The sequence below is a fragment of the Mesorhizobium sp. CO1-1-11 genome (assembly GCF_020164995.1).
Classification (GTDB): Bacteria; Pseudomonadota; Alphaproteobacteria; order Rhizobiales; family Rhizobiaceae; genus Mesorhizobium; species Mesorhizobium australicum.
Genome location: NZ_JAIUHE010000009.1, coordinates 220851 through 241205 on the forward strand (window position 1 = coordinate 220851; position 20355 = coordinate 241205).

18 protein-coding genes and 2 tRNA genes are annotated in these 20355 nt (G+C 59.0%); 6 read left to right on the forward strand and 14 right to left on the reverse strand.

The genetic code is table 11. The features are described 5' to 3' along the window. Positions 1–180: 180 nt before the first annotated feature. Positions 181–4323, forward strand: coding sequence for a hypothetical protein (locus tag LB554_RS12995; RefSeq protein ID WP_224584897.1), 4143 nt, complete (start codon positions 181–183; stop codon positions 4321–4323). A gap of 409 nt (positions 4324–4732) precedes the next feature. Here LB554_RS12995 and LB554_RS13000 read toward each other — a convergent pair whose 3' ends face one another. The 3 genes from LB554_RS13000 to LB554_RS13010 form a co-directional block, all read right to left on the reverse strand. Beyond that, positions 4733–6958 carry a ComEC/Rec2 family competence protein gene (locus LB554_RS13000; RefSeq protein WP_224584899.1) on the reverse strand — a complete coding sequence of 742 codons (2226 nt, stop codon included), beginning with the start codon at positions 6956–6958 and terminating at the stop codon, positions 4733–4735. A gap of 798 nt (positions 6959–7756) precedes the next feature. Further along, positions 7757–8116 carry a hypothetical protein gene (locus LB554_RS13005; RefSeq protein ID WP_224584901.1) on the reverse strand — a complete coding sequence of 120 codons (360 nt, stop codon included), beginning with the start codon at positions 8114–8116 and terminating at the stop codon, positions 7757–7759. Between the two features lie 11 nt (positions 8117–8127). Beyond that, entirely contained in the window at positions 8128–8937 is an 810-nt protein-coding gene (locus LB554_RS13010; protein ID WP_224584903.1) for a recombinase family protein, read from the reverse strand. Between the two features lie 154 nt (positions 8938–9091). Between LB554_RS13010 and LB554_RS13015 the strand changes: the two genes are divergently transcribed. After that, positions 9092–9562 carry a hypothetical protein gene (locus tag LB554_RS13015; RefSeq protein ID WP_224584904.1) on the forward strand — a complete coding sequence of 157 codons (471 nt, stop codon included), beginning with the start codon at positions 9092–9094 and terminating at the stop codon, positions 9560–9562. Between the two features lie 11 nt (positions 9563–9573). Beyond that, positions 9574–9900 carry an HNH endonuclease gene (locus LB554_RS13020; RefSeq protein WP_224584906.1) on the forward strand — a complete coding sequence of 109 codons (327 nt, stop codon included), beginning with the start codon at positions 9574–9576 and terminating at the stop codon, positions 9898–9900. 20 nt (positions 9901–9920) lie between these two features. Here LB554_RS13020 and LB554_RS13025 read toward each other — a convergent pair whose 3' ends face one another. The 5 genes from LB554_RS13025 to LB554_RS13045 form a co-directional block, all read right to left on the reverse strand. Continuing rightward, complete coding sequence (locus tag LB554_RS13025; RefSeq protein WP_224584907.1) at positions 9921–10352, reverse strand: terminase small subunit; 432 nt, start codon at positions 10350–10352, stop codon at positions 9921–9923. Positions 10353–10892: 540 nt separating this feature from the next. Continuing rightward, on the reverse strand, positions 10893–11633 hold the full coding sequence (locus LB554_RS13030) for a helix-turn-helix domain-containing protein (protein WP_224584909.1): 741 nt from the start codon (positions 11631–11633) through the stop codon (positions 10893–10895). After that, entirely contained in the window at positions 11623–12189 is a 567-nt protein-coding gene (locus LB554_RS13035; RefSeq protein ID WP_224584910.1) for a hypothetical protein, read from the reverse strand. Before LB554_RS13035 ends, LB554_RS13030 begins: the two co-directional genes overlap by 11 nt. A 70-nt stretch (positions 12190–12259) precedes the next feature. Then, entirely contained in the window at positions 12260–12520 is a 261-nt protein-coding gene (locus LB554_RS13040) for a helix-turn-helix domain-containing protein (RefSeq protein WP_224584913.1), read from the reverse strand. 261 nt (positions 12521–12781) lie between these two features. Further along, entirely contained in the window at positions 12782–14134 is a 1353-nt protein-coding gene (locus LB554_RS13045; RefSeq protein WP_224584915.1) for a site-specific integrase, read from the reverse strand. 130 nt (positions 14135–14264) lie between these two features. Between LB554_RS13045 and LB554_RS13050 the strand changes: the two genes are divergently transcribed. Next, a tRNA-Glu gene (locus LB554_RS13050) sits at positions 14265–14351 on the forward strand. Positions 14352–14553: 202 nt separating this feature from the next. Next, positions 14554–15693 (forward strand): hypothetical protein, encoded by a 1140-nt coding sequence (locus LB554_RS13055; protein ID WP_140616111.1) that lies wholly within the window; start codon positions 14554–14556, stop codon positions 15691–15693. 100 nt (positions 15694–15793) lie between these two features. Here the strand turns inward: LB554_RS13055 and LB554_RS13060 are convergent. The 6 genes from LB554_RS13060 to LB554_RS13085 form a co-directional block, all read right to left on the reverse strand. After that, positions 15794–15869, reverse strand: a tRNA-Cys gene (locus LB554_RS13060). Between the two features lie 150 nt (positions 15870–16019). Further along, on the reverse strand, positions 16020–16424 hold the full coding sequence (locus tag LB554_RS13065) for a TadE/TadG family type IV pilus assembly protein (protein WP_140661131.1): 405 nt from the start codon (positions 16422–16424) through the stop codon (positions 16020–16022). After that, positions 16414–16854 carry a TadE/TadG family type IV pilus assembly protein gene (locus LB554_RS13070; protein WP_041163437.1) on the reverse strand — a complete coding sequence of 147 codons (441 nt, stop codon included), beginning with the start codon at positions 16852–16854 and terminating at the stop codon, positions 16414–16416. The genes LB554_RS13065 and LB554_RS13070 overlap by 11 nt, the downstream gene beginning before the upstream one ends. Before the next feature lie 6 nt (positions 16855–16860). Beyond that, a complete protein-coding gene (locus LB554_RS13075; RefSeq protein ID WP_181166292.1) occupies positions 16861–18102 on the reverse strand; it encodes a pilus assembly protein TadG-related protein in 1242 nt (413 codons plus the stop codon). Positions 18103–18215: 113 nt separating this feature from the next. Continuing rightward, positions 18216–18479 carry a DUF6074 family protein gene (locus tag LB554_RS13080; RefSeq protein WP_140661130.1) on the reverse strand — a complete coding sequence of 88 codons (264 nt, stop codon included), beginning with the start codon at positions 18477–18479 and terminating at the stop codon, positions 18216–18218. Between the two features lie 157 nt (positions 18480–18636). Beyond that, a complete protein-coding gene (locus LB554_RS13085) occupies positions 18637–18933 on the reverse strand; it encodes a DUF982 domain-containing protein (RefSeq protein WP_015317559.1) in 297 nt (98 codons plus the stop codon). A gap of 325 nt (positions 18934–19258) precedes the next feature. Between LB554_RS13085 and map the strand changes: the two genes are divergently transcribed. After that, a complete protein-coding gene (map, locus tag LB554_RS13090) occupies positions 19259–20086 on the forward strand; it encodes a type I methionyl aminopeptidase (protein ID WP_015317558.1) in 828 nt (275 codons plus the stop codon). Positions 20087–20355 lie beyond the last annotated feature (269 nt).

Sequence of the window (20355 nt, forward strand, 5' to 3'; positions counted from 1 at the left end):
GAGTTTCTAAGGGCGGAAGCTGATGGGCCGGTTCTGAGGCACGATAGCGACCTGTGAGACCCGCCTGACGGCCTCAGCCCGACGAAAGATGAAGTTTATGTGCAACTCGAGCTGGAAAAGATCGAACGCCCCCTCGTCGATGCAAGCCTATATTTGAAGCGGATCCATTAAGACCATCACATGAATCAAGCGAGAACATTTCAACAAAAGGTCGATCTCCCCGGAATCCTCGGTCAGTTTCTGGGCAATGCTAAGCTTGAAGATCTAATTGTCGAACTCGTGCAGAACGAAGTTGACGCTGCCTCATCCAAGACGATCATTAGCTTCTCCGATACCGCGCTCATCTGTGAGGGTGATGGAGCCAGCATCGACGGTGAGGGTTGGGAGCGACTAGAGCTCGTTCTCGGTGCCGGCGGTAAGACTCGCGCTAAGCATGATGGTATAGGTGCTAAGAACCACGGCCTCAGGACCGGCTTCCGGCTGGGGGACGAGATTCAGGTCCGCTCGAGTGGGGAGCGTGTGGATCTTGTGCTCTTCCAATTTCCTAAATCACGAGAGTTGGATCCAGGGGTCTGGCCGCGTATTCCCGACCTATCCAGCCCGTCGAAGGGAACCCGGATCACCATCCCCTACCGGACCCGGAGCATACATGTGCCAAGTGGCGAAGAATTCGACTTAGCACCACCGAGCCCTGAACTGCTGCGCACAATGTTCGACGAAGCTGTCCGTGATGTTCCGTCTCGTCTTATTGCGACAGTTTTAGCGGGGAGCCGATACGAACTCGAGTTGGTTTGGCAAGGGTCGGAGGCCCACCGGTTTGTCTTTGAATGCAAGCCGGCCAAACTCCGCGGATGGCCCGGCCTGCTCCGCCGAACGTGTGAACACATCGACATGGAAGGCAACGGGGAATTTTTGATCCGTGAAGCCGTTGCAGAGTTCCCAATTAGGCTTGCTCGCGACGATCGCGCAAAAGTCCCCCGCTTTTTCCGTCGCGCCGAGGGCATCGTCGGCGAGATCTCGTTAGCGATCGACCCAACCGGGCGCCCATACGGCTGCGATGGCAAGCTTCGCTATCCTATCAGCTATCCAACTGGGGCTTCAGACGCGTATTCAGGCCATGGTTTTCATATCTCGGCCCCGTTCATTTCCGACACAACTCGTCATGGCCTCGCCTCATCAAACCAGCGCAACGACCGTCTTCTCACTGCCGCCCGAAACGCTGCGGCGCATTTGTTCAAAGGGCAACTAATTCCAAGATACGGACCCGCTGTTCTCGGGCTGGTTCGGCAGACCAGCAGGCCCGATCCTGCCGCAGAAGCCGCGCTCTGCAGGACCATCCTGACAGTCAAGGCACTTCTCGTGCGCCCGAACTCGGACCGCGGCGAGATCGGTAGGCAGCGCTTTCCGCGCGGCCGTGACCCTTTGGTGGCCGCATTCTACGCCGACCAGCCAAATGAGATCGTCCCACAGCTCTTTGGTCTTGCGCCTGTGGGTAGCCAGCTGCTGGCGGCGGGAACGCCAACCCATGTCGTCGAGACTCTGCGGCAACTCGCGGGCGGCGGCATTTCAGTGTGGACTGACCTTGATGCAGTTCGTGAACTCATACCGCCAAGTGTTGCCGCCCGCGAAACACTCCAAGCAGGAGGCGTGTCGTCTGCTCACGTCCGTTCCACTGGAAAGCGCCTGGCGATCGCGCAACGCGCGCTAGATCGTGGCACCCTGCCCGACAACTTAGTCGAAACACTTCGGACAAATGCGCTCCTCCCAACGGCCTCACACGGTTGGATGCCGTGGCCCCAGGCCTACTTCACGCGGCAACCAGCGCCAACCATTCCGGGTCTCCTCACACCGCCCACAATCCATCCTGGATTGGCGTCACTGCCGCTCCTTCGCGAAGGCCCGACAAAACTGCAACGGTTCAAGATCGATACCTATCTGGAACACGCGCGCGTGGCGGATCTACCAGCATCGTCGAAGGAACGCTTCTTCGTTTGGCTAGCGAAGAATCATTCGGCGTTACTACCGCAGACACTGACGCGCCTCGCGAAACAGGCGATCTGGCCTTCCGAAAGTGGTGAATTCTTTGCGCTGGAGGAACTTCTGGCGCCGAAATCTCTCCGGCTGGCCGCCCTTCTCAAGACGGTTGTGCCGAGCCCCCGGGGCGACCTCCGGACCTTTCCGGGTATGAGGCGTAGCAAACGAGGTGTGCTCTATCTGCGCGTATGGCCCTGTGAGGGCGAGCTGCAGAATTGGTACAACCAGCAAGCGAAGGCAATCGAAAAGCTGAATCGAGCCGACCCTAGTGCGCGCCTCCACATGGCGGCCGCTATTAAACAACTGGAACTCGACTTGCAGTATCTCCTCGGCGAAGCTCAGCTGAGTAGTTTCGTTGCGATTATCGCAGAGGCCCATCGTACGGTCGATGGCAGCGGGGGCCTTGCCGACGTCCGAAGTCTGCATGATCGCGACGCGTTGGCAGTGCGTGTGTGTGACCTTGACCCGCGGCGCCTCACGGGGGGTGCCTTTCGCAATCTCTATATGAAACTCGGAGTGAAAATCTCGCCAGACCCCGACGCTATCCTTGAAGCGCTTGAACGACGACCCGCGCCTGGAGAAACTTTGTTCCGTCGGCTAAATGCCTTTTCATCGCACACGAACCCAAATTTACTGGCAGGCAGAGCAATTGTTCCGTTGGGCGGCCAAATGCTGTGTCCGACTAATCTTTACCTATCCCATCCTCAGAATCTCGATCTGTGGGGCGAGTGGAAGCGGGCATGGTTTCCTCCGGGCCTTTCTCCGGAGCGAGTCAGTCTCCTGGTCGACTGTGGTTTCGCACGTTTCCTAACCGAGGTTCTGTCGCTTGGCTTTTTCACTTGGTTGTCTCGTCAGAATAACAAGACGCAGGCCCGCCACCTTGCCCAAGCAGTTCGCCATTTACGCGACCGTCAACACGGCCCTCTCAAATGGTGGGAGGGTCGTTCGTCCCTGCCTTGCCTGCCAGTGCGCGGACCCGATGGTCAGATAGAGTTCGTGAGCCATGCGCGCGCTACGAGCGTCCGCAGTTCAATCTATCTTCCGGACTTCCCCCCACTGCACGACGTCCTGCTGGCAAGTGACCGCTCGAAGCGCCTTGCCATAACCGACGTAGAGGGCGTCAGCGGAACGCTATTCAGCGCACTCAGAAGCGCAGGCGTCCGCTCCCTGCGTCGTGCCCTCGGTCGTCCTACTACCTTCACCGCAGCAGGCGATGCTTCTTCTGGCGGACCCGCTCTCCAGTCTGTGCTTCACCGATTGCAGTCGGAACGGATGATACTGGAGCTGCCTAAGCGGCTCGAGCGGCACGGCGTTGCCCAGGAACACCTCCGCGGCAGTTGGCGATCACTACTGCGCCACCTGACGGGCATCCGGATCGCGCAAGATCTTCGCGCGACATTTGAGCTCAGCGGGCGATCCTATACCGTCGCGTTCGCGGCCGGCGTCGACCCTAGAACCGGACTGGTTTGGCTCGACGGCAGTCGACCGGTCGGTGTCCAAATCTATGAAGCTCTCGGGAATTATCTGTTGGGCGATGATGCAGACCCACTTTCTTCGTACGCATTGATGCTGGCTGTGGAGATGCCTTTCGAGGCGGCGGCGCGTGCCCCAGATGATGCCGGCGACGTTGAGGCCGATGCGCCGCCAAGCGACTTGTCTGAACCATCGTCTAACGAGACCATCGGCCGCGCCGAACGAGGACATGGAATCGGTGAAGCAGACAAGCGCGCCGCTGTGCCTCATCCGGCGTCATTCCGGCCGCTTTCACAGGCCACGAACACACCAAAGAGGTCCTTCTCCCAGCACCGGAACTCACAACCTCGTGCTCCGGCATCAACCGATCATCTCCGCGGTTCAGTTGAGGAATTGGAGCAAATCCTACGGCTGAAAGAGGATCATTATGCCTGGCATTGCCAGGCCTGCCTCGGCGACCGTGAAGTTAACCAGGCTACACCGCCCGACACCTACGTCTCGCTACCCAAATACCGACGGAGCCTGATCGAGGCACACCATGTCCAACACTTACAGAATGAGGGCGCCCCAGGCGCCGCGAACCTACTCGCGCTGTGTAGCTTTCACCACGACTTACTTGGAGATCAGCTCTCGCGCCAGGCCGTCACTGACGCTCTCCGCGGTGCAAAAGGAGCTGTTCGGACTTTTCCCAACGATACTGCTGAACCCTATCGGCTGGCCGGTCTCGTCGCAACACTGAAGCTGGACGTGGCGCCATTTGAAGTCCACCTGTTTTTCACAGACGATCATCGCAAGGCTTGGCTGCCATCGAAGTAGTTCGATCCTGCGGCTGGGCGACGATCTAGTTTAGAGAGCTGCGAAGTCCTTTGCCCACCGAAAAAAAGACCGGTGTATTGTGTCTTGCAGTGCCTCACCGAGGCGAACAGCTCGTGGCAACGTGATTTAGGTTACTCAGTCCTGCGGTGGCGACTTGCGTGCCTTGCAACAGCCCTCTCGGCGTCCCTTGCGCGCGTTGAGATGGGGCCCACAAGCGCCCCGGGGCATGCCGGAGACCGGGCGTCCGGACGACGAGGAACGCACACTCAGGCACTCAGGCACTCTGTAGATCAAAGCTCTATCAGCTGGCTGCCCCCGATGACCGAGATAGGCCGAACGTTGCCGTTCGGTTTAGCCGCCAAAACAGGGCACCTTGCGCGACGAATCACCAAGGTTCAGATAGCTAACATCACAAACGGCGTGTTCTCGCTTTTCTGATGATGTCAAGCCCGCCTCCTAACACCGTTGCAGCGAGTGCCGCCGGCGCTAGCTCTATAGGAAGTTCTTTGTGGGTCCAGGATGAACCAACATCGCTTATCCACTCTTCGATGGCTGCACGTTCGAGTTCCTTCAAATCGTCAACGTGCAGCTCTGTGGAATGCCCCCTCCTCATCATCAGGCCACTTGGCGGCAATACTTTTCCAAGCCACAGAGGCGTCACAAGTCTATTAAGTACCTCAGGCCATTCGAGAGATGGTTTATGGTGGTACACACGAAGCGCTCGCGCTGACCACTCCAAATAGGAATGCAATTTTTCGTTATTGCCAAGGGCTTCAATGCTCTTGGCTAACGTCCCCGTCATCTCGTCGAGGCTGTCGCCATGGAACAGGGCCAGAATCGTCGTGGCGCCGTATGTGTTCTCAGTATCTGCATCTGCGAACGTTCGGACGGCTATCGTGCGGGTACGCATAAGATGGTCAACTATCATCGGCCAGAGAATGTCTTTGAACATTGCCCGAGGAAAAAGGAGGCTTTTCGCCAGGCGGTCAGCCAGCCAACTCGTATTCGCTGCGTAGAGCAATTCCTCGACGGCTGAACCAGAACTTGCATCTTCCACAGCAAGCTGGACGACGAGGTACTCGTCGATCCAGGCCCTGAGGTCAGTTCGATCGTTGGAATCGGGCATAATCCAAGTCTGACGATCATCATGCCGGAAACGGCTACTTCGGGAAAGCCAGACCTTTCCCTCACGAGAAGCGCGTTCGAGTATCCCTTCCATCTCACTTGCGGCCGCCAGCCGATTTGCTGCGACTGCTGCCTGTCGCATGACGTCGAGGGGGATCGGGGCGAAGTCGGATCGAGTTGGTCGGGCGCGGCGATCACCTAGTGTCATGCGCAGCCACTTGACCGCCCATTCGATGTGCTTCCGCATTTCATTCTCAGCAAGGGTTGTGAGGATCGGGCTTGGTTCGACGACATGCTGTCGAATCTCGATCACCGGCATGGCGCTGGATAGATTGCCCCGCGAGCACGCAATTCCGTCACTGACGATGCCGGCGCTCGTAATTGAAAGAGAGACCGGTGCCTGAGCGTTGTTTCTGCACGCATATTGGACGTTGCAGCAAGGTTCGAGGGTCGGTCCGCTAACGATCTCGCGGCTGCGCCGCGAAGTGCAGAACAGGGTTGCACCATAGCGTAACGCCGCGTCACGGAAGTCGCTGCGGGGCAATCCATGTTTTCCATTCGCGCTCACTAGCACCGCGCGCGGTCGCAACCATTGCCAGACCGCATCATAAGCGCTGTCTCGATCGACAAAGGAATAGGACCCATGATGCGGCGCCTTCACGACTTCGCAGCCTAGTCCCACCGGATGGCGCGCCATGAGATAGGTGAAGTTTTCGAGGTCTCCAGTGAACAAGAGGCGTCGGCGGACGACGCCAAGGCGAACCTCGACGAGGAGCACTATCGAGGTGTCATTAAGTACTGAGTTTCCAAAAAACTCGGGCTCCACCCCCTTTTCTGCCGCCTGCCTGGCGAACTCTTCGGGGGTGGAGGGCCGCGGGGTCGGCGGAAGGTCCGCCGGCATTTGATCAGGCCCGATCTCGCCAGTCGATATTGCGAAGCGAAGCTCTGCAAAGGGGTCTTCGATAAGAGAATCCTCGGAGTCCCCGGCTAGCAGCCATCCGAGTGGCGTGGGGTGCTCGAGGAAAAGGCTCAGCGAATCCTCGCCGAGCAGGAGACGCTCGATAAGGCGGGCTGCAGGTGACAGGACCTTAATGGAGAGGCCACCGTCAGGACTTGTCCAACCTGCACCTTCGACTGGCCAAGATATCGCGCAGTCTGCGCCAATCGCCTCTTGCAGCACTTTAGTCTGGTCGAGGCCGCGCTCGATCCGCGCAGGGAAAAGCCAGCCGTGGCGACGGAACGCGGGGAGGCATGGGCCCCAATAGCGATGGATTGGTAGCCGATCCGCAAGCTTGGCATAGGCGAGCAACCCGTCCACGTGGTCGGCATCGCAGTGGCTGAGCACCGCTAAGTCGATCCCAGTTGCCCCAACACGATTGAGCGTCTCTCTAATGCGCCCTTCACCTGCCAGGGGCCCGCCATCGATAAGGATGGTCGATGGGTTTCCCTCTTCCGGTATCCAATGTAGCAGCAGCGAGTCGCCGTGACCGACGTTGATAAGTTCAACCATAAGCTTCGCGTTAGGCGCCTTTGTCATTCAAGAAACTCGCGGCGTATTGCTGAGGAAGGAAAGTTCCAATTGTGTGTCATCGATTGGCGAGTGTCACCGGCAAAAGCGAATCCATAAAGCATGTCACGATCAGACGGTGGTCTGAGCTTCTAAAACACTCCAATTGGATGGCCAAGATTAGGTTCAACTCGGTCTTTCAGCGCGGCTTGGGTTTTGTGGCGATAGCGGTCGGCGGACATGGTGATCCGGATCCGTGACGAGGGGGCCGGGCGCACCTGATAGGGGCCCCACAACTAGCCCCCCGCCCCCGCCCGCCGACAACCACGGGGGCGGGTTGCCGGGTCTTACCAGCGCGAGCCTAGCGGCGTTCGCTCGGCAGGCTTGGTGACCTTTTTTTGCAACTCTGCAGGGGATGGCTCAAGCGCGAAGGCGATAAATTGGCGTTGACCTACGTCGCCTCAGCATTCTCGAGACTGCGGTCGGTGTGTATAGCGTTCCTGAGCTCGCCAGATGGCTCGCGTCCGCAAACGCTTTCGCTACATCAGCCAGGGTCCGCCGCGGCCATTGACCACGGTCCAACTTTCTTTGCGAAGGCTATCAGCCCTCTGGTCAGGAACAGACCCGCAGCCGGCAGCAGGCCCTTGCCGAGATTTCCGGCTATGCGCGAAGGTCGGGCCGTTCGGCGCCATGACCACTGCGAGATCCTCAGCCCCGCATCATCGAACGCAGGATGGTCTGTATGGTCCCACAAGGCCCCCGCATCGGCAAACCCTGGCGTGCCGGGAACCTGGCGCCTTATTACTCCTTCCTCGGATACAGCCGCGCGATCTCGGCGGGCGCGAGATCATCGAGCGGAGCGAGCGTCGACCCGTCGCAACGAAACACTATCAACGTCCGTCTGCCGTCTACGGCACCCTTAAAGTCCGCGTGGGTGCGTCGCCAGACCTCGTCGAGCTCCTCGTGCTGCGCGATCAGGTGCGGCTTGGGGCCGGCGGCATACAGAGCGGCGAAGCTCTCAGCTCGGGCATGGATGGATACGGCAACCATATTGGCGTCGTCCTCTGGTGTGCGCGTCACGACCAGGCCGACGATGTCCGCCACGATTACCGCATCCTTGTTGAACGCCTCCAGCCAATCGCCACCCCCGCTGAAAGACAATTTCTACCCCGTTACCATCGCGAACCAAGCGGAGTTCGCATTGCAGGCAAGTCGGGCGTATCTGGACGGGCCAGAGAGTGGGCTGGCGAAGGTTCGTGATCAACTCCATGTCCAGCCGTCAGCTTGCTGCCTTTGGCGGCAAGCATTCTTGAGATTGCGGTCGGTGTGTACCGCGTTCCGGTGCTCGACACTAAGCCTTCGTTTTCTAGGGCTTCCGCGATTTCACCCAGGGTCCGCCGCCTCCCATTGACCGGGTAGCGGTGCAGCTTTTTTGCGAGCGCGATCATTTCCGGTCCACCGTCGATTTCGGCATAGTTTTTGCGGCCGCCAACCTTCCTGCCGGTCGCCTTCCGCTTACGTTCGCGAGCCCCTCGCAGCTTCTCCACGAGCATCGCCTTCTCAAATTCGGCAACAGCGCCCAGCACCTGCCTGATCAAGTTCGCAGTCGGCGTATCAGCCACGAAGCTCTCGGGGCTGTCGACGGCGATCAGATCGATGCCGCGCGCCTTGAGCATCTCGTATCCCGTCTCTTGAACGATGAGGTCTCGTGCAAACCGCGAGGCCGTTTCAACTAGAATGGCGCGCACGCCGTTCGACAGCAGACGCTCTAACATTGCCGAAAATCCTGGTCGAGCGGTGATCGGGTCTGCACCGCTGATGGCGGCATCATAGTATGTTTCGACAATCTCCAGCCCAGCAGACCGGGCGTAGACCTCTATTGCCTCGCGCTGCCGCGTCTCGCTGTCTTTGTCAGCACCGACATTCGCCGCAGACGAGGTGCGGAGATATGCCACAACTTTCTTGAAAGCCTTGCCGCTCATGACCTACGACCATTTTATTTATCAATTGCTTCAGCATTTGATAAAACCGTGCAGCCAGAACGTCAACCGGTTATCTGCTCCTGACGCCCATATCGCGACGGCCCTCCAGGTGACACACTCGGTTTTTTGACGTGCACAACAGCTTGGAGGGGACATGAGCAGGGGCTTCATTCGAGGCGAGAAGTACAACCGCCGCCGCGACATCCACGCGCGATACGGAGGGCAACAGCAAGGCGGGATTATCACACCTGCAAATCACAACGTCATTTTCCTCATAACCGGCAAACGTGGCCAAGAATATGGTTACGACGACGTCTTCTATGACGACGGGAGGATCGACTATTTCGGCGAGGGCCAGGTCGGCGATATGGACATCGTGCGAGGAAACCGCGCAATTGCGGACCACCTTGCCAATGGGAAGGATCTGCTATGGTTTGAAAAGGAATACCCCGAGCGTTCGATAACCTTCCGAGGTGAGTATGTTTGTGCCGGTTGGCGCTGGGGGACGTCACAGGACAGCAAAGGACCAGCCGACGGGCGATTATCTTCGAACTCCACCCGCTCGACAGAGTTGTTGAAACTGCGGAACAATCGGCTGCTCCAATCGACGATTTGGCCGTGCTGAGGCAGCGTGCGATGCAGGCAGCTGCCCCATCGACGGCCAGTGGACGGTCCGAAAGGACGATCTACTCTCGATCTGCCGATGTCCGCTCATACGTTCTCGCTCGTGCAGGCGGTGCTTGCGAGGGTTGCACATTGCCGGCCCCATTTCAGCGGGTGGATGGCAGCGCATATCTTGAACCACACCATATTCGGAGAGCGAGCGACGGCGGTCCGGACGACCCGCATTTTGTGATTTCTCTCTGCCCAAACTGTCACAGGCGGGTTCATGCTGGAGCGGACGGACCAACTTACAATGGTCAACTTCTAGCGAAAATGGGGGACATCGAACCTTTGAGCTGAATAATTTCCACTCTGCCAGTTCAGTTGGTCGCGAACCTCCGCTGCCATTCTTCCAGCGTCATGTGCGTTTCGTCTGTCGCCTGGCGTGCAGGCTTGCGCAGCGTCGTGGTGACTTCGGCTCTGTCAACGATCAGCCCAAGTAGCTTCGCTTTGCCCATGACAGCCGCTACGCCGGCAGCCGGGTTCTTGCATGCCATGGCGAGCTTGCGCATGCTTTCGAGTTCAGCAACCAAGTCGTCGACCGTTATCTCTGAACGCCTTGCAGCCCCAGCTTGCAGCTCGGCAATCCGTGATTGCACCTGAACGTTTCTGAACAGGCGCGCGGCTGCGACCTCAGCCGCATTGCCGCGCGACGTATAACCAGCCTCGATGTATGCCCGGGACTGGGGGAGGCCCTCGGATAAGGCAAGGCAGAAACGCTCCTGCCTCATGTTCAGTTTGGCCTTTGACATAGCGGTATTCTTATACCGTACGCGTGTGAGTTTGCACCAGACGATTTTACCTAGCCGTCAAATGAAGGGGCTCGACGCGTTCAAGATCGGCAGCGCTCACGAATTTACTGTCCGGTGTCATGATCAGCGTGCCGCGCGCAAAAGCCTTCTTCATCTAGCCGGCGAAGCGACTCCGCATTCACCAAATGGTACAACGCCATCGCGGTGCATCTCCAGTCTTCGCCATAGCGCCAGTTCAGCGTTTGGCCGACTAAGTGTGAGCATAGCTCGTCCAATTCTTCTTGGCCGAGCACCTGTATTGTGGCGCGATATTTGTCAATTGCGCGGAGCAATGGCTCAATCTCCTGCGGCAGGTTTGGCAGAACATCTGGGGCCTTGCTATGCGCTGACTCGCTCCATACTGGCGGCATGGCTCGCATTTGGCGCATAAAGCTCCGCATTCTAGAAATCCTGTTATCTAACGTCATTGCTGCCTCCGTGTTTGCCCGGATCCGCCGGGCGTCGGTTAGGTGTTTGCTTCTCAGTGCTGCAGCTCCGCCTTCAAGGGCGTTTAGACCCACCCCGAGGCCATGTCGGGCCTACTGGCTGGTGCTCGCGCAGGAACTTCTCGTGCATGGCTGATACATGGGCTCTGGAAGCCTCAGTGGGCCCGCGTCTCACCGTTGCCGTCGGCGGAAGCTCAAGAGCCCCAGCCTCTTCAGAAGCTGGTGGCAGCGGAACTGGCGGGCCCATTGGCAGCGCGCTCTTTTCTGCCGTTTCCTTCGAAGGCGCGCGGACCGGCCCAGCCGCCTGAGGGGCGGCCGGCCGCGCGCCTTTGGTTCTTAAATTGGTTTTGTTAGCTGAGTGTTGAACAGTTACAGCGGCTCTTGCCATACAGTTACTGTTCACTGCCGATTTAACAGTTCGCCGGTGGGAACTGTTAGCCCTGAGTTTAACAGTGCTGAGTAGGTAGCGCGCCTCGATTTCGGCGTTCAGTTCCTCAAAACGCGACCATCGAGGCTCATAGTCCGGCAGGTTGCCCTGCCCCGGATTGAGGTTGTCGAAGAGACGGTCCGGATCATTTGGGTCGGTGAGAGCTGCAATTCCAATCTGTATTGTGGGGAGCGAATAGCGCAACTCGTCGGCCAAGAGTCGCATGCTGGGAAAGCATGCTCCAGTTTTAGAGTTCATGTGCTCTATCAGTTGAGCGGCAATAGCGCGCTGGCTCTCCCTAATCCCGCGAACATGCGCCAAGACCTTGTATGCCAGGTGCTTGCCGGAAAGGCCGCCTTTATTGCTCACGGCCCTCTCCGCGAGGTTCGTGGAGATCGATGCGCGGTAGGAGAAACGGAGCGCCGATGAAGCCGGGCGGAAAGAAATGCCAAGCGCTATCGTCCTTCGCGGTGTTTTTGGTGCCTGGAATCCAGCGCAATCGGCGCGTGGGTTGCACCATGCCGCAGCGAGCAACCAGCGCCATTGAACGCAGATTGAATAGCCATTGGGTGTCCCGCAGGATCCAGATCGGACGGCCGAGCGTCAACAGATGCTTTAGAAGCGGCTCAAATGAAGACCAGGTCCACGGAAGGTTGGCGATGATCATATCAACGCACGCAACGTCGGCCGCGGTGAGTGAGAGGGCATCACGGCAAACGATACTCGAGTCCGCCGGGTCGATATCGATTGCCAATTGGCAGGTATGACCATGCTCGGCTAGGCCGCGGATTAGAGCGCCGTTGCCAGCTGTGGGTTCAAGGTAGCGAACAGCGCGAGGAAGATGGAACAGCAGCGGCGGAAGGGCCATCGCGGGCGTGCTGTAGAGATCTTTGGCGATGCGCGGGAAGTCGGAGCGGCGTCCCATGGCAAAGTCCTTCCAGAGGTCGGGCTCTGCAGCACGACCTTGGTCAAGATTGTTTGTTGAGGGTGGGGAACTATGAGTTCAAGGAGTCCTTGCCCAGGGGCTTGAACTTCGCCTCGGGCATGGCTTTGAGGTAGCGATCCAAATCCTCGTACAGCAGGATCGTGCGGGCACCCTTTTTACGAGCAACGAGCAGGCCGGCGCGCATGTCCTTGTAGAGTTGCGCACGGCACAGCCCGGTGTAGATCACCGCGCCCTTGACGTCGGTCGCGAGTTGGGGGCGGGTTGGTGCTCGGATGGCAGAATCGTTGTTCGTGAAGTTCTGGAACGACATGACGTTGCCTCATATGAAAATTGAGCCAACAGCCACTTATGCGCACGCTTAGACGGGTGTAAACAAGACAAAATTCTGGATAATTCTCTGCCCAGGCCGGGTGAAAAGCCACCTTTTACGCCTTCCACGAATCCTCGGCTCGTTCATTTGCGTTCAATTGCGTATATCAATAGGGCCATTTGTTTCAGGAAACTTTCCCCGATATCCACAGGCGTCCACGTTACCTCACGTCGTTCGACGCAGTTAATCTTTGGCTTACACCTACCCAGCGCGAAGCGGCACCACGTTTGTCCCAGGTTGGTCAGCCATCAGCGGAATGACGGCGCTTGCAGCCAGATCGTCGAGCAGGTCGACAATGGCCGACGCATAGTGGCGTTCAATCATCGTGGTGCTGGTGTCATGCAGGGCGGCCACGAGCCGAACAGGAAGACCCGCTCGAAGCTGGCGAACAATGGAGGAATGCCTCAAAGAGTAAGGCACGACTTCGCGCGAAAGGCCGGCACGAGTGATGATGTCGAGCCAAGACCGGGCGAGTTCGCTCGCTGCAATCCACGGACCACGAGCATGGCGAACCCACTGGGGTGGCCGGATCCCGGTGGCCTTCGTTTGAACATGGCGCCACCGTTGGAGCAAAGCTTCACCTCGCTGCTTTCCTGCAATCGCGGGGCGCAACTGATCAATGACGTCCGTGCCAACTCTAATTCCAATGTGCGTCGTGTTCTTCGTGCCTCTCCCCTTGCGACTCGTCGGCACCATCAATCGGCTTTGTGGCATCTGGACGTCGCCCACAGTCATGCGAGCTACCTGCGAAAAGCGGGCCCCGGTTGCGGACAACACCAATACCATGCGCAGAAGGTCACCATCCCAGCCCTCGTCAATATCAACTTCCCTCGCCGCTTCGATAATCCGGCGGACATCAGCGTCGGGCAGTGCGGCCTGGTCGCGAGCAATCGGCGGCGCCGCCTCGCCTGCTGACAATCCATTCTTGATGATGATTGCCACATCAGCCGGGAGGCGCGAACGATTTTTGGCTGCTGCGGCGTTGAGGGCTGCCTTGAGATCATTGACCACCCGGCGAACAGTCGACACCGAAAGATCGGGCGATCGACGGATCCTCCATTGGTCAAAATGTGCCTCTTTCAAATCGTGAAGCGCAACATCAGACACGGGATCGGATAATACGTGTCGGGAAAGCCGCAGCCGTGCATCCCCCCGCAACCTGCCTTTGCCTGCCACCGCACGTTCCCGCGCCGCCTGCAACTCAATGTAGTTCTCCACGGCCGAACGTACCGTCGGCGCTGGGCCCTGTGCGGATGCTATTTCCTTTGCATGCCACGAGGAAATCTTGGCCAAAGCAATACCCTTGGCCTGCTCATAGTCGAAAACGTTGACACCGTTCGCGTCCAAAAAATCATCCGCGACGCCAATTTGCTCAACTCGGTAACGTTTGTCACCGAGCGATTCTATTGCCTGCCACACCCCTCCCCGCGATCTTCTTTGGTAGCCGACGGCAACGGTTGGCCCGAGCGACCGGCAGTACGGCTTCTTTCGCGGCCTGAGCTGCTTGCGGGCGTTGCGCGTCGTTATTGCCGCATCTGTTCTGGTTCGCGCCATCTGCCCGCCTGCTCCTAAAATGGACCCGAAATCGGTCCCGAAATACACCCGCGGACGCGCGAAGACAACCCTAGATAAGCGCAATGAACCCGTTAATTAATCCAACGACTTACGTTAAACGCCGATAGACACGAGTAGACAACTAGAACTCTGCATAAGTCGAAAAGTCCGCCCTTTCACGGCGGTAACAGGGGTTCGATTCCCCTTGGGCGTACCAGATTTTTCAGGCCTCGGTCTCTCCTTCCCGATTCTACACAGCGAGTGCCCGGCAGATTTGGCAGGGCGGCACCGCATCGACAATTTGAGGATCACGGCGTCCGTTGCGGCCGATGCTCAAGCCTGTTGCGGTGACCGCTCGGATTCTCGACCTTGTCGAGCAAACGGGCCGGTGGTTAAATGGACCGTAAGGGAGCGCTCACATGGCAGTTCACCTTTCGGCGGATACACGCGCTCCTGCGGCAACGCCTCCAAAATATCTCTTTGGTCCGCTCGCGGACTTTCTGATGCTTGGCGGCAGCGCATTCCTGATTTTGCCCGTGCTGTATTTCGTGCCGCTGAGATACGAAGGGCTCGTTGCGGCGACGATGCTTTTCCTGGCTTATCTGATCAACTATCCGCACTTCGCCCACTCCTACCAACTCTTCTACCGCAATTTTGGGCGGAAGCTGCGTGGCGACGGATACGACAGGAACCTGCAGATCCGCTACATCTTCGCCGGCATCGTCGTTCCCCTGCTCATGGGCGCATTTTTCGCTTATGGCTCGATAACGGCTAACGCCCGGCTCTTGGGGAATGCAACCAACGCGATGTTCTTTTTCGTGGGTTGGCACTACGTCAAGCAAGGCTACGGCATGTTGATGGTGGATGCCGTCCTGAAGCGCCGGTTCTTCACCGATCCGGACAAGAAAATCCTGCTGGTCAACAGCTATGCCGTTTGGCTGTTCGCGTGGCTTCAGACGAACACGGCGGTCAGCCAGGGAAAATACCTGGGGCTGGAATATTACACGTTTGCCACCCCTGCATGGCTCAATGCGATTGCACTCTCGGCCGCGGCCGCCTCCACGGCTGCCACGGTTGTGATGCTGATCAATCGCTGGACCAGGAATGGCGGCAGCCTGCCATATAACGGCATCATCGCCTACAGCGCGTCGCTATATCTTTGGATTCTGATCGTAAGGACAAACCCGCTCTGGCTGCTCGTAGTGCCGGCGCTCCATTCCTTGCAGTACCTGGCGGTGGTCTGGCGCTATCAGAGCAATGTCGAGCGTGATGCGCGCGATGCAGAAAAAATTCCGCAATCCAGAATCCTGTCGATTCTTGGTCCGGCCTACAGAGTGCGGCTCCTGGAGTTCATTAGTGCTGGCCTCCTCCTTGGCGGTCTGGGTTTCTGGCTGATTCCGACCGCGCTGACCGCCATTGTCCCCTATGACCGGGAGGTCCTTGGGTCGTCGCTGTTCTTCTTCATCGTGTTGATTTTCATCAACGTACACCACTATTTCCTCGACAACGTGATGTGGCGCCGCGGCAACCCCGAGGTGTCGAGATATCTGTTCCGTTAGAGCTTTTTGCGCCCAAGCGGAACCGCTCGGCGTAATGCGTAATGGACCAGGGACGGCTCCAATCCCGTCCCGGACCGACGATCCAGCCGCATCGGGATTTTGGAGGCCTCGCCTCGGAATCGAACCGAGGCTTCCGAGATTTGCAGTCTCTAGCGTAGCCGCTCCGCCACGAGGCCATACGTGCTTTCGTAAAGGGCACACGTTTAAAGATTCTTGATGTCTTGGATAAAAATTTCGACAATCCCGCGCTGGCAAAAGAGCCTGTTACTGGACGGAATGGAACCGTTCCAAACGTCCTTCGCCGACATGGCAGGGACAGCCCACGTCTAGCTGCCGACCAGCGGCACGGTAACGGTCGTCGCATAATTGATCGGAAAGGCACTGAAGTACGGGAAGTCTATGACGAACGCATAGGCAGCGGTCAGGTGCGCCATGCGAAAGCCGCCGCTCACGGGATCGATGGCGATCGTGACGTTGACATCCTTCAGACCCAGCGCAAGCAGTTTCTGCGTCGCGATCGCCTGGATGTCGGCCTGAGTCAGCGTGTTGTTAAGCTGCAGGGACCGTGCGGACGCCTCCAGCGTGTACCGAACGCTTGAGGCCGAATTCATCGACCAGCCGAAGGCGAAGATTCCGAATAGCAGCATGATGAGGAACGGTGCGATCAGCGCGAATTCGAGCGCGGCTCCGCCCGATCGATCGGCCCTGAAGCCCCTCGCATTACCGAACACGGATCAACTCCTGGTGGCCGATCGTGCTGGGGGCGGAAAAGACGCCGAAGGTGAAGGGCGGGGTCCAGGTGGCCGATGCCTGGATCTGAACAAAGACCGCCGACAACTTCGGTCCGCTGCACAGCGTCGAGGCGTCGACCACCGTCGTCCCGCATTTGTGGATCCGGCTCAGCGTGACCTGTCCGTCGTCCGGCCGCTTCTCCCAGCTCGAAAGGGCAACGGCCTGCGTTGCCGCATCGTCAGTCGACCCAGCCAGCACCAGGTTTGCCGCTGTCTTGACGCCGGCGCGCATCGACAGTGAGTTCGTGACGTATGACCAGCCGTCGACGATGCCGAGCAGCGCCAGGCACAGGAAGGGCAGCACCATCGCGAACTCAACGGCCGCAGCGCCTACCTCATCTTTAAGAATTGAGTACGATCGGCGATCCACGGAAGGTTACTCGACCAGCATCACGGACTGCGCGGCGAAAATATCGCCCATTCCAAGGCTCGTGCAATCCTGATTGATGGTCGCGTTGCCGGACCATTGGATCATGTCGGCGACAACCTGCGTGCACCCGCTTTTGCCGGAGAAATTCCCGAGATAGTTTACCTGCTGCCTGGGGAAGTAGAGCGCGCCGGTCAGCAACGAGGTTGCCGTGCCGTTAAAGGTACTCTGTCCGCCGGTGGCCGTTCTGTCGCCATACATCAGCACGCCCGAGTAACTGCCGGACGTCGGCGCGCTCAGATTGACCGTGGCGTTGCCGTTCATCGACACACGCGAGGCGCCGGCGAGGTAGATGGTGACGCCGTCACCGAAGACGTTGGCGTTCGCATTCACTTTGAAATCGCCCCCCTGGACGACGTAGACCCCAGGCGAAAGGGTGACATCGCCGCTGAGGCTGAGTCCACTGCAGTAGGTCCCCGGCTGGATCGTTTGCGTCGTCTTGTTGCCATTGATATTCTTGCAGGGGTTCGAGGCCGCCGGGGCCGGAAGGCCGGCAAATGGATCCGCGGCAGGCAGCGCCTGGGTGATCGGGGCCGCGCAAACGGTGGTGACGGGATTGCTAAGAGAGACGCCGCCCGCCGTTATCAGGCAATCGACCTGGAGACCCGCCGATCCCTGAAGCTTGATGGCATCCGAGGCGATCGAATTGGCCATCACCGAGCAGCCGGTGAACTTCACGCTGGTGTTGCCAGAAAACAGGGCAGCCTGCGAGGCGGTCGGATCGAGCGCGAGTATGCAGGCCTTCGAAGCATTGGTGATGAGGGCCACGGCCCTCGCCTGTTCTGGAACCTGGGTCTGAGTGAAGATCAGGGTGAACATCCGATCGAGCTTTTGGCCGACGATCACTTCAACCGCTTTCTTGGCCGTGTTCGGTCCGGACGCGGGCGGCGTATTGACGACGATCGTGCCTGCGCCAAGCCCATTCGTCGCGGCCGACTGGGTCGCCGCCGCGACGATCGTCGGCGTATCGGAACCCGAGATCTGCTCCAGCGCGCCGGCATAGGCCGCGGCATCCGCCGTGGCCTGCAGTCTCAAGCTGTTATAGTACCAATAGGAGGTTTCCACGCCAAAACCCGCCGCACCGACAACGATCGGCAGGGTGAGGGCAAAGATGGTGGCGACGTTCGCGGCTCTGCTGCGGCCTATGCCGGCCGCCGTCAGCCGTATCCGGGTGAAGCAGTTGAACACCATGGTCAATTAGAAAGCACGCATATATGAACGAAAGGCTAAAACTTAGGCTCATTTTCGATCAGGGGTGCCATTGTTTGATCGGAGGTGCCATCGTCTGATCGGCGTCCGCCGCTTCAGGCGGAAAGAACTGGCACGGACTCACTGTTCGACTCAGCCAACAATTCTCTTTGCACGGCCAGGAAGAACCTGCGCACTTCGTCGCTGGCTGCCGTTCTGTCCCTGCCCGTCCCGACAACGAGATCGAGCAACTCCGTCGCTTTTGCCTTCCAGAACGAGGTGGCGGTCTCGCCATGCAGATTGCCGAGCTTGGCGGCAACTTCCCTGACCAAGAATAGCTGACGATCGATCGGGAACGCACGGACTTTTTCTGGGTACATCTTCCGAACCATGAAACTGACGCAACGAATCAACCATTGCCGAACAAGCAATGGCTAACAGCGAAGGTGGAAACGGAAGCTTAACGGTGACCGGCGATGCGTCGCGCACGCGAATTGTCATGTACTTTCGAACCCGAACTGGTTCACCCGGCGGCCCTCAGGCCGGCAGTGCTCTCGCCTCGCCGCCGCGCTTGCGCGGCACCATCATGTCGCCGGCCATCAGTCCGGTGACACGGCAGAACGCCATGAACGCCCGGCAGGCGTCTTCGGTCTCGACCACATCCACCGTGGCACCGAAACAGGCATTGAAGGCTTTCTGATACACCGGCCCCTGCCGGCGTGCCGGCCAATCCTGCAGAAAATCGAGCGCCTGCTCGACGCTGTAGATTTCCTCGACGGGCAAGCCGGGGCCTGGTGCGATGCGCACCGGCACCTCGAATTGCAATCTGTCCATTCGACATCTCCCGAACCGGCATCGCCCAAGCAACGCCGTTCGTCGTCAAAAGTTGCTTCGTTCGTTTTGTGCCACGGAAATGTGTCGTCACTGCGGAAACCCGCCGCTTTGCTGCAGCGGGCAAAGGCAAAGCCTGCCGGCACCAGGCGGCCCGGCAGTGAAAGCAACGCCGCGAAAAACGGGAAAGCATTGCCTCGGCAAGCGAATATCCGGCGGCTGGGACCGCATCAGGCAGTTCTTCCTTGAACCTTTCGCTCCCAAGTGCCAAATCTGGTGCCACTTACGCGCCTCACTCCTGCCGCGCGCCACCTTCTATATGGACAAAATGGTCACCTATCTCGACGCCGCCACTGCACCGCTCAGAAACACCGGCCAGATCCGCCTCTATGGCGAGGAAGGCTTTGCCGGCATGCGCAAAGCATGCGACCTCACCGCGCGCTGCCTGGACGAGCTGGTGCCAATGGTCGGTCCCGGCGTCACCACGGACACGATCGACCGTTTCGTCTTCGAGTTCGGCATGGACAACGGCGCGCTGCCGGCCACACTCAACTATCGCGGTTACACGAAATCGTCCTGCACCTCGATCAACCATGTCGTCTGTCACGGCATTCCCGACAACAAGCCGCTGAAGGATGGCGATATCGTTAACATCGACGTGACCTACATCCTCGATGGCTGGCACGGCGATTCCTCGCGCATGTATCCGGTCGGCACGATCAAGCGCGCCGCCGAACGCCTGCTCGAGGTCACCCATGAGTGCCTGATGCGCGGCATCGCCGCGGTCAGGCCGGGCGCGCGCACCGGCGCCATCGGCGCCGCCATCCAGACCTACGCCGAAGCGGAGCGCTGCTCCGTGGTGCGCGATTTCTGCGGCCACGGCGTCGGCCAGCTGTTCCATGATGCCCCAAACATCCTGCATTATGGCAGCGCCAATGAAGGCGTGGAAATGCGCGCCGGCATGATCTTCACCATCGAACCGATGATCAATCTTGGCCGGCCGCATGTGAAAGTCCTGTCGGACGGCTGGACGGCGGTGACGCGCGATCGCTCGCTGTCGGCGCAGTATGAGCACACGATCGGCGTGACCGACACCGGCTGCGAGATTTTCACGCTGTCGCCCAAAAAGCTCGACCGCCCCGGCCTGCCGGTTTAGGACACCGTGGCGAGGTCTTGAATAGCGGCCTATTTCCAGTGTTTGCGCGGCCGCCAGTCTCGTCCTGATCTCTTAGCCAGCGCATTATTTCCCGGCAACTGCGCGGACGGCCATCGCTAACCCTGCCATTGATGCAGGGATCGTAGCGTTCGCGCCGGTAATTGTCGTGCCGTTCCCGATAACGCTCCCGGCGGTCCAGCATGCGCAGGAGCTCCCGGCAGTTATGCGGCTTACCGTCGCTGTAACGGCCGTCCGTGCAAGGATCATCG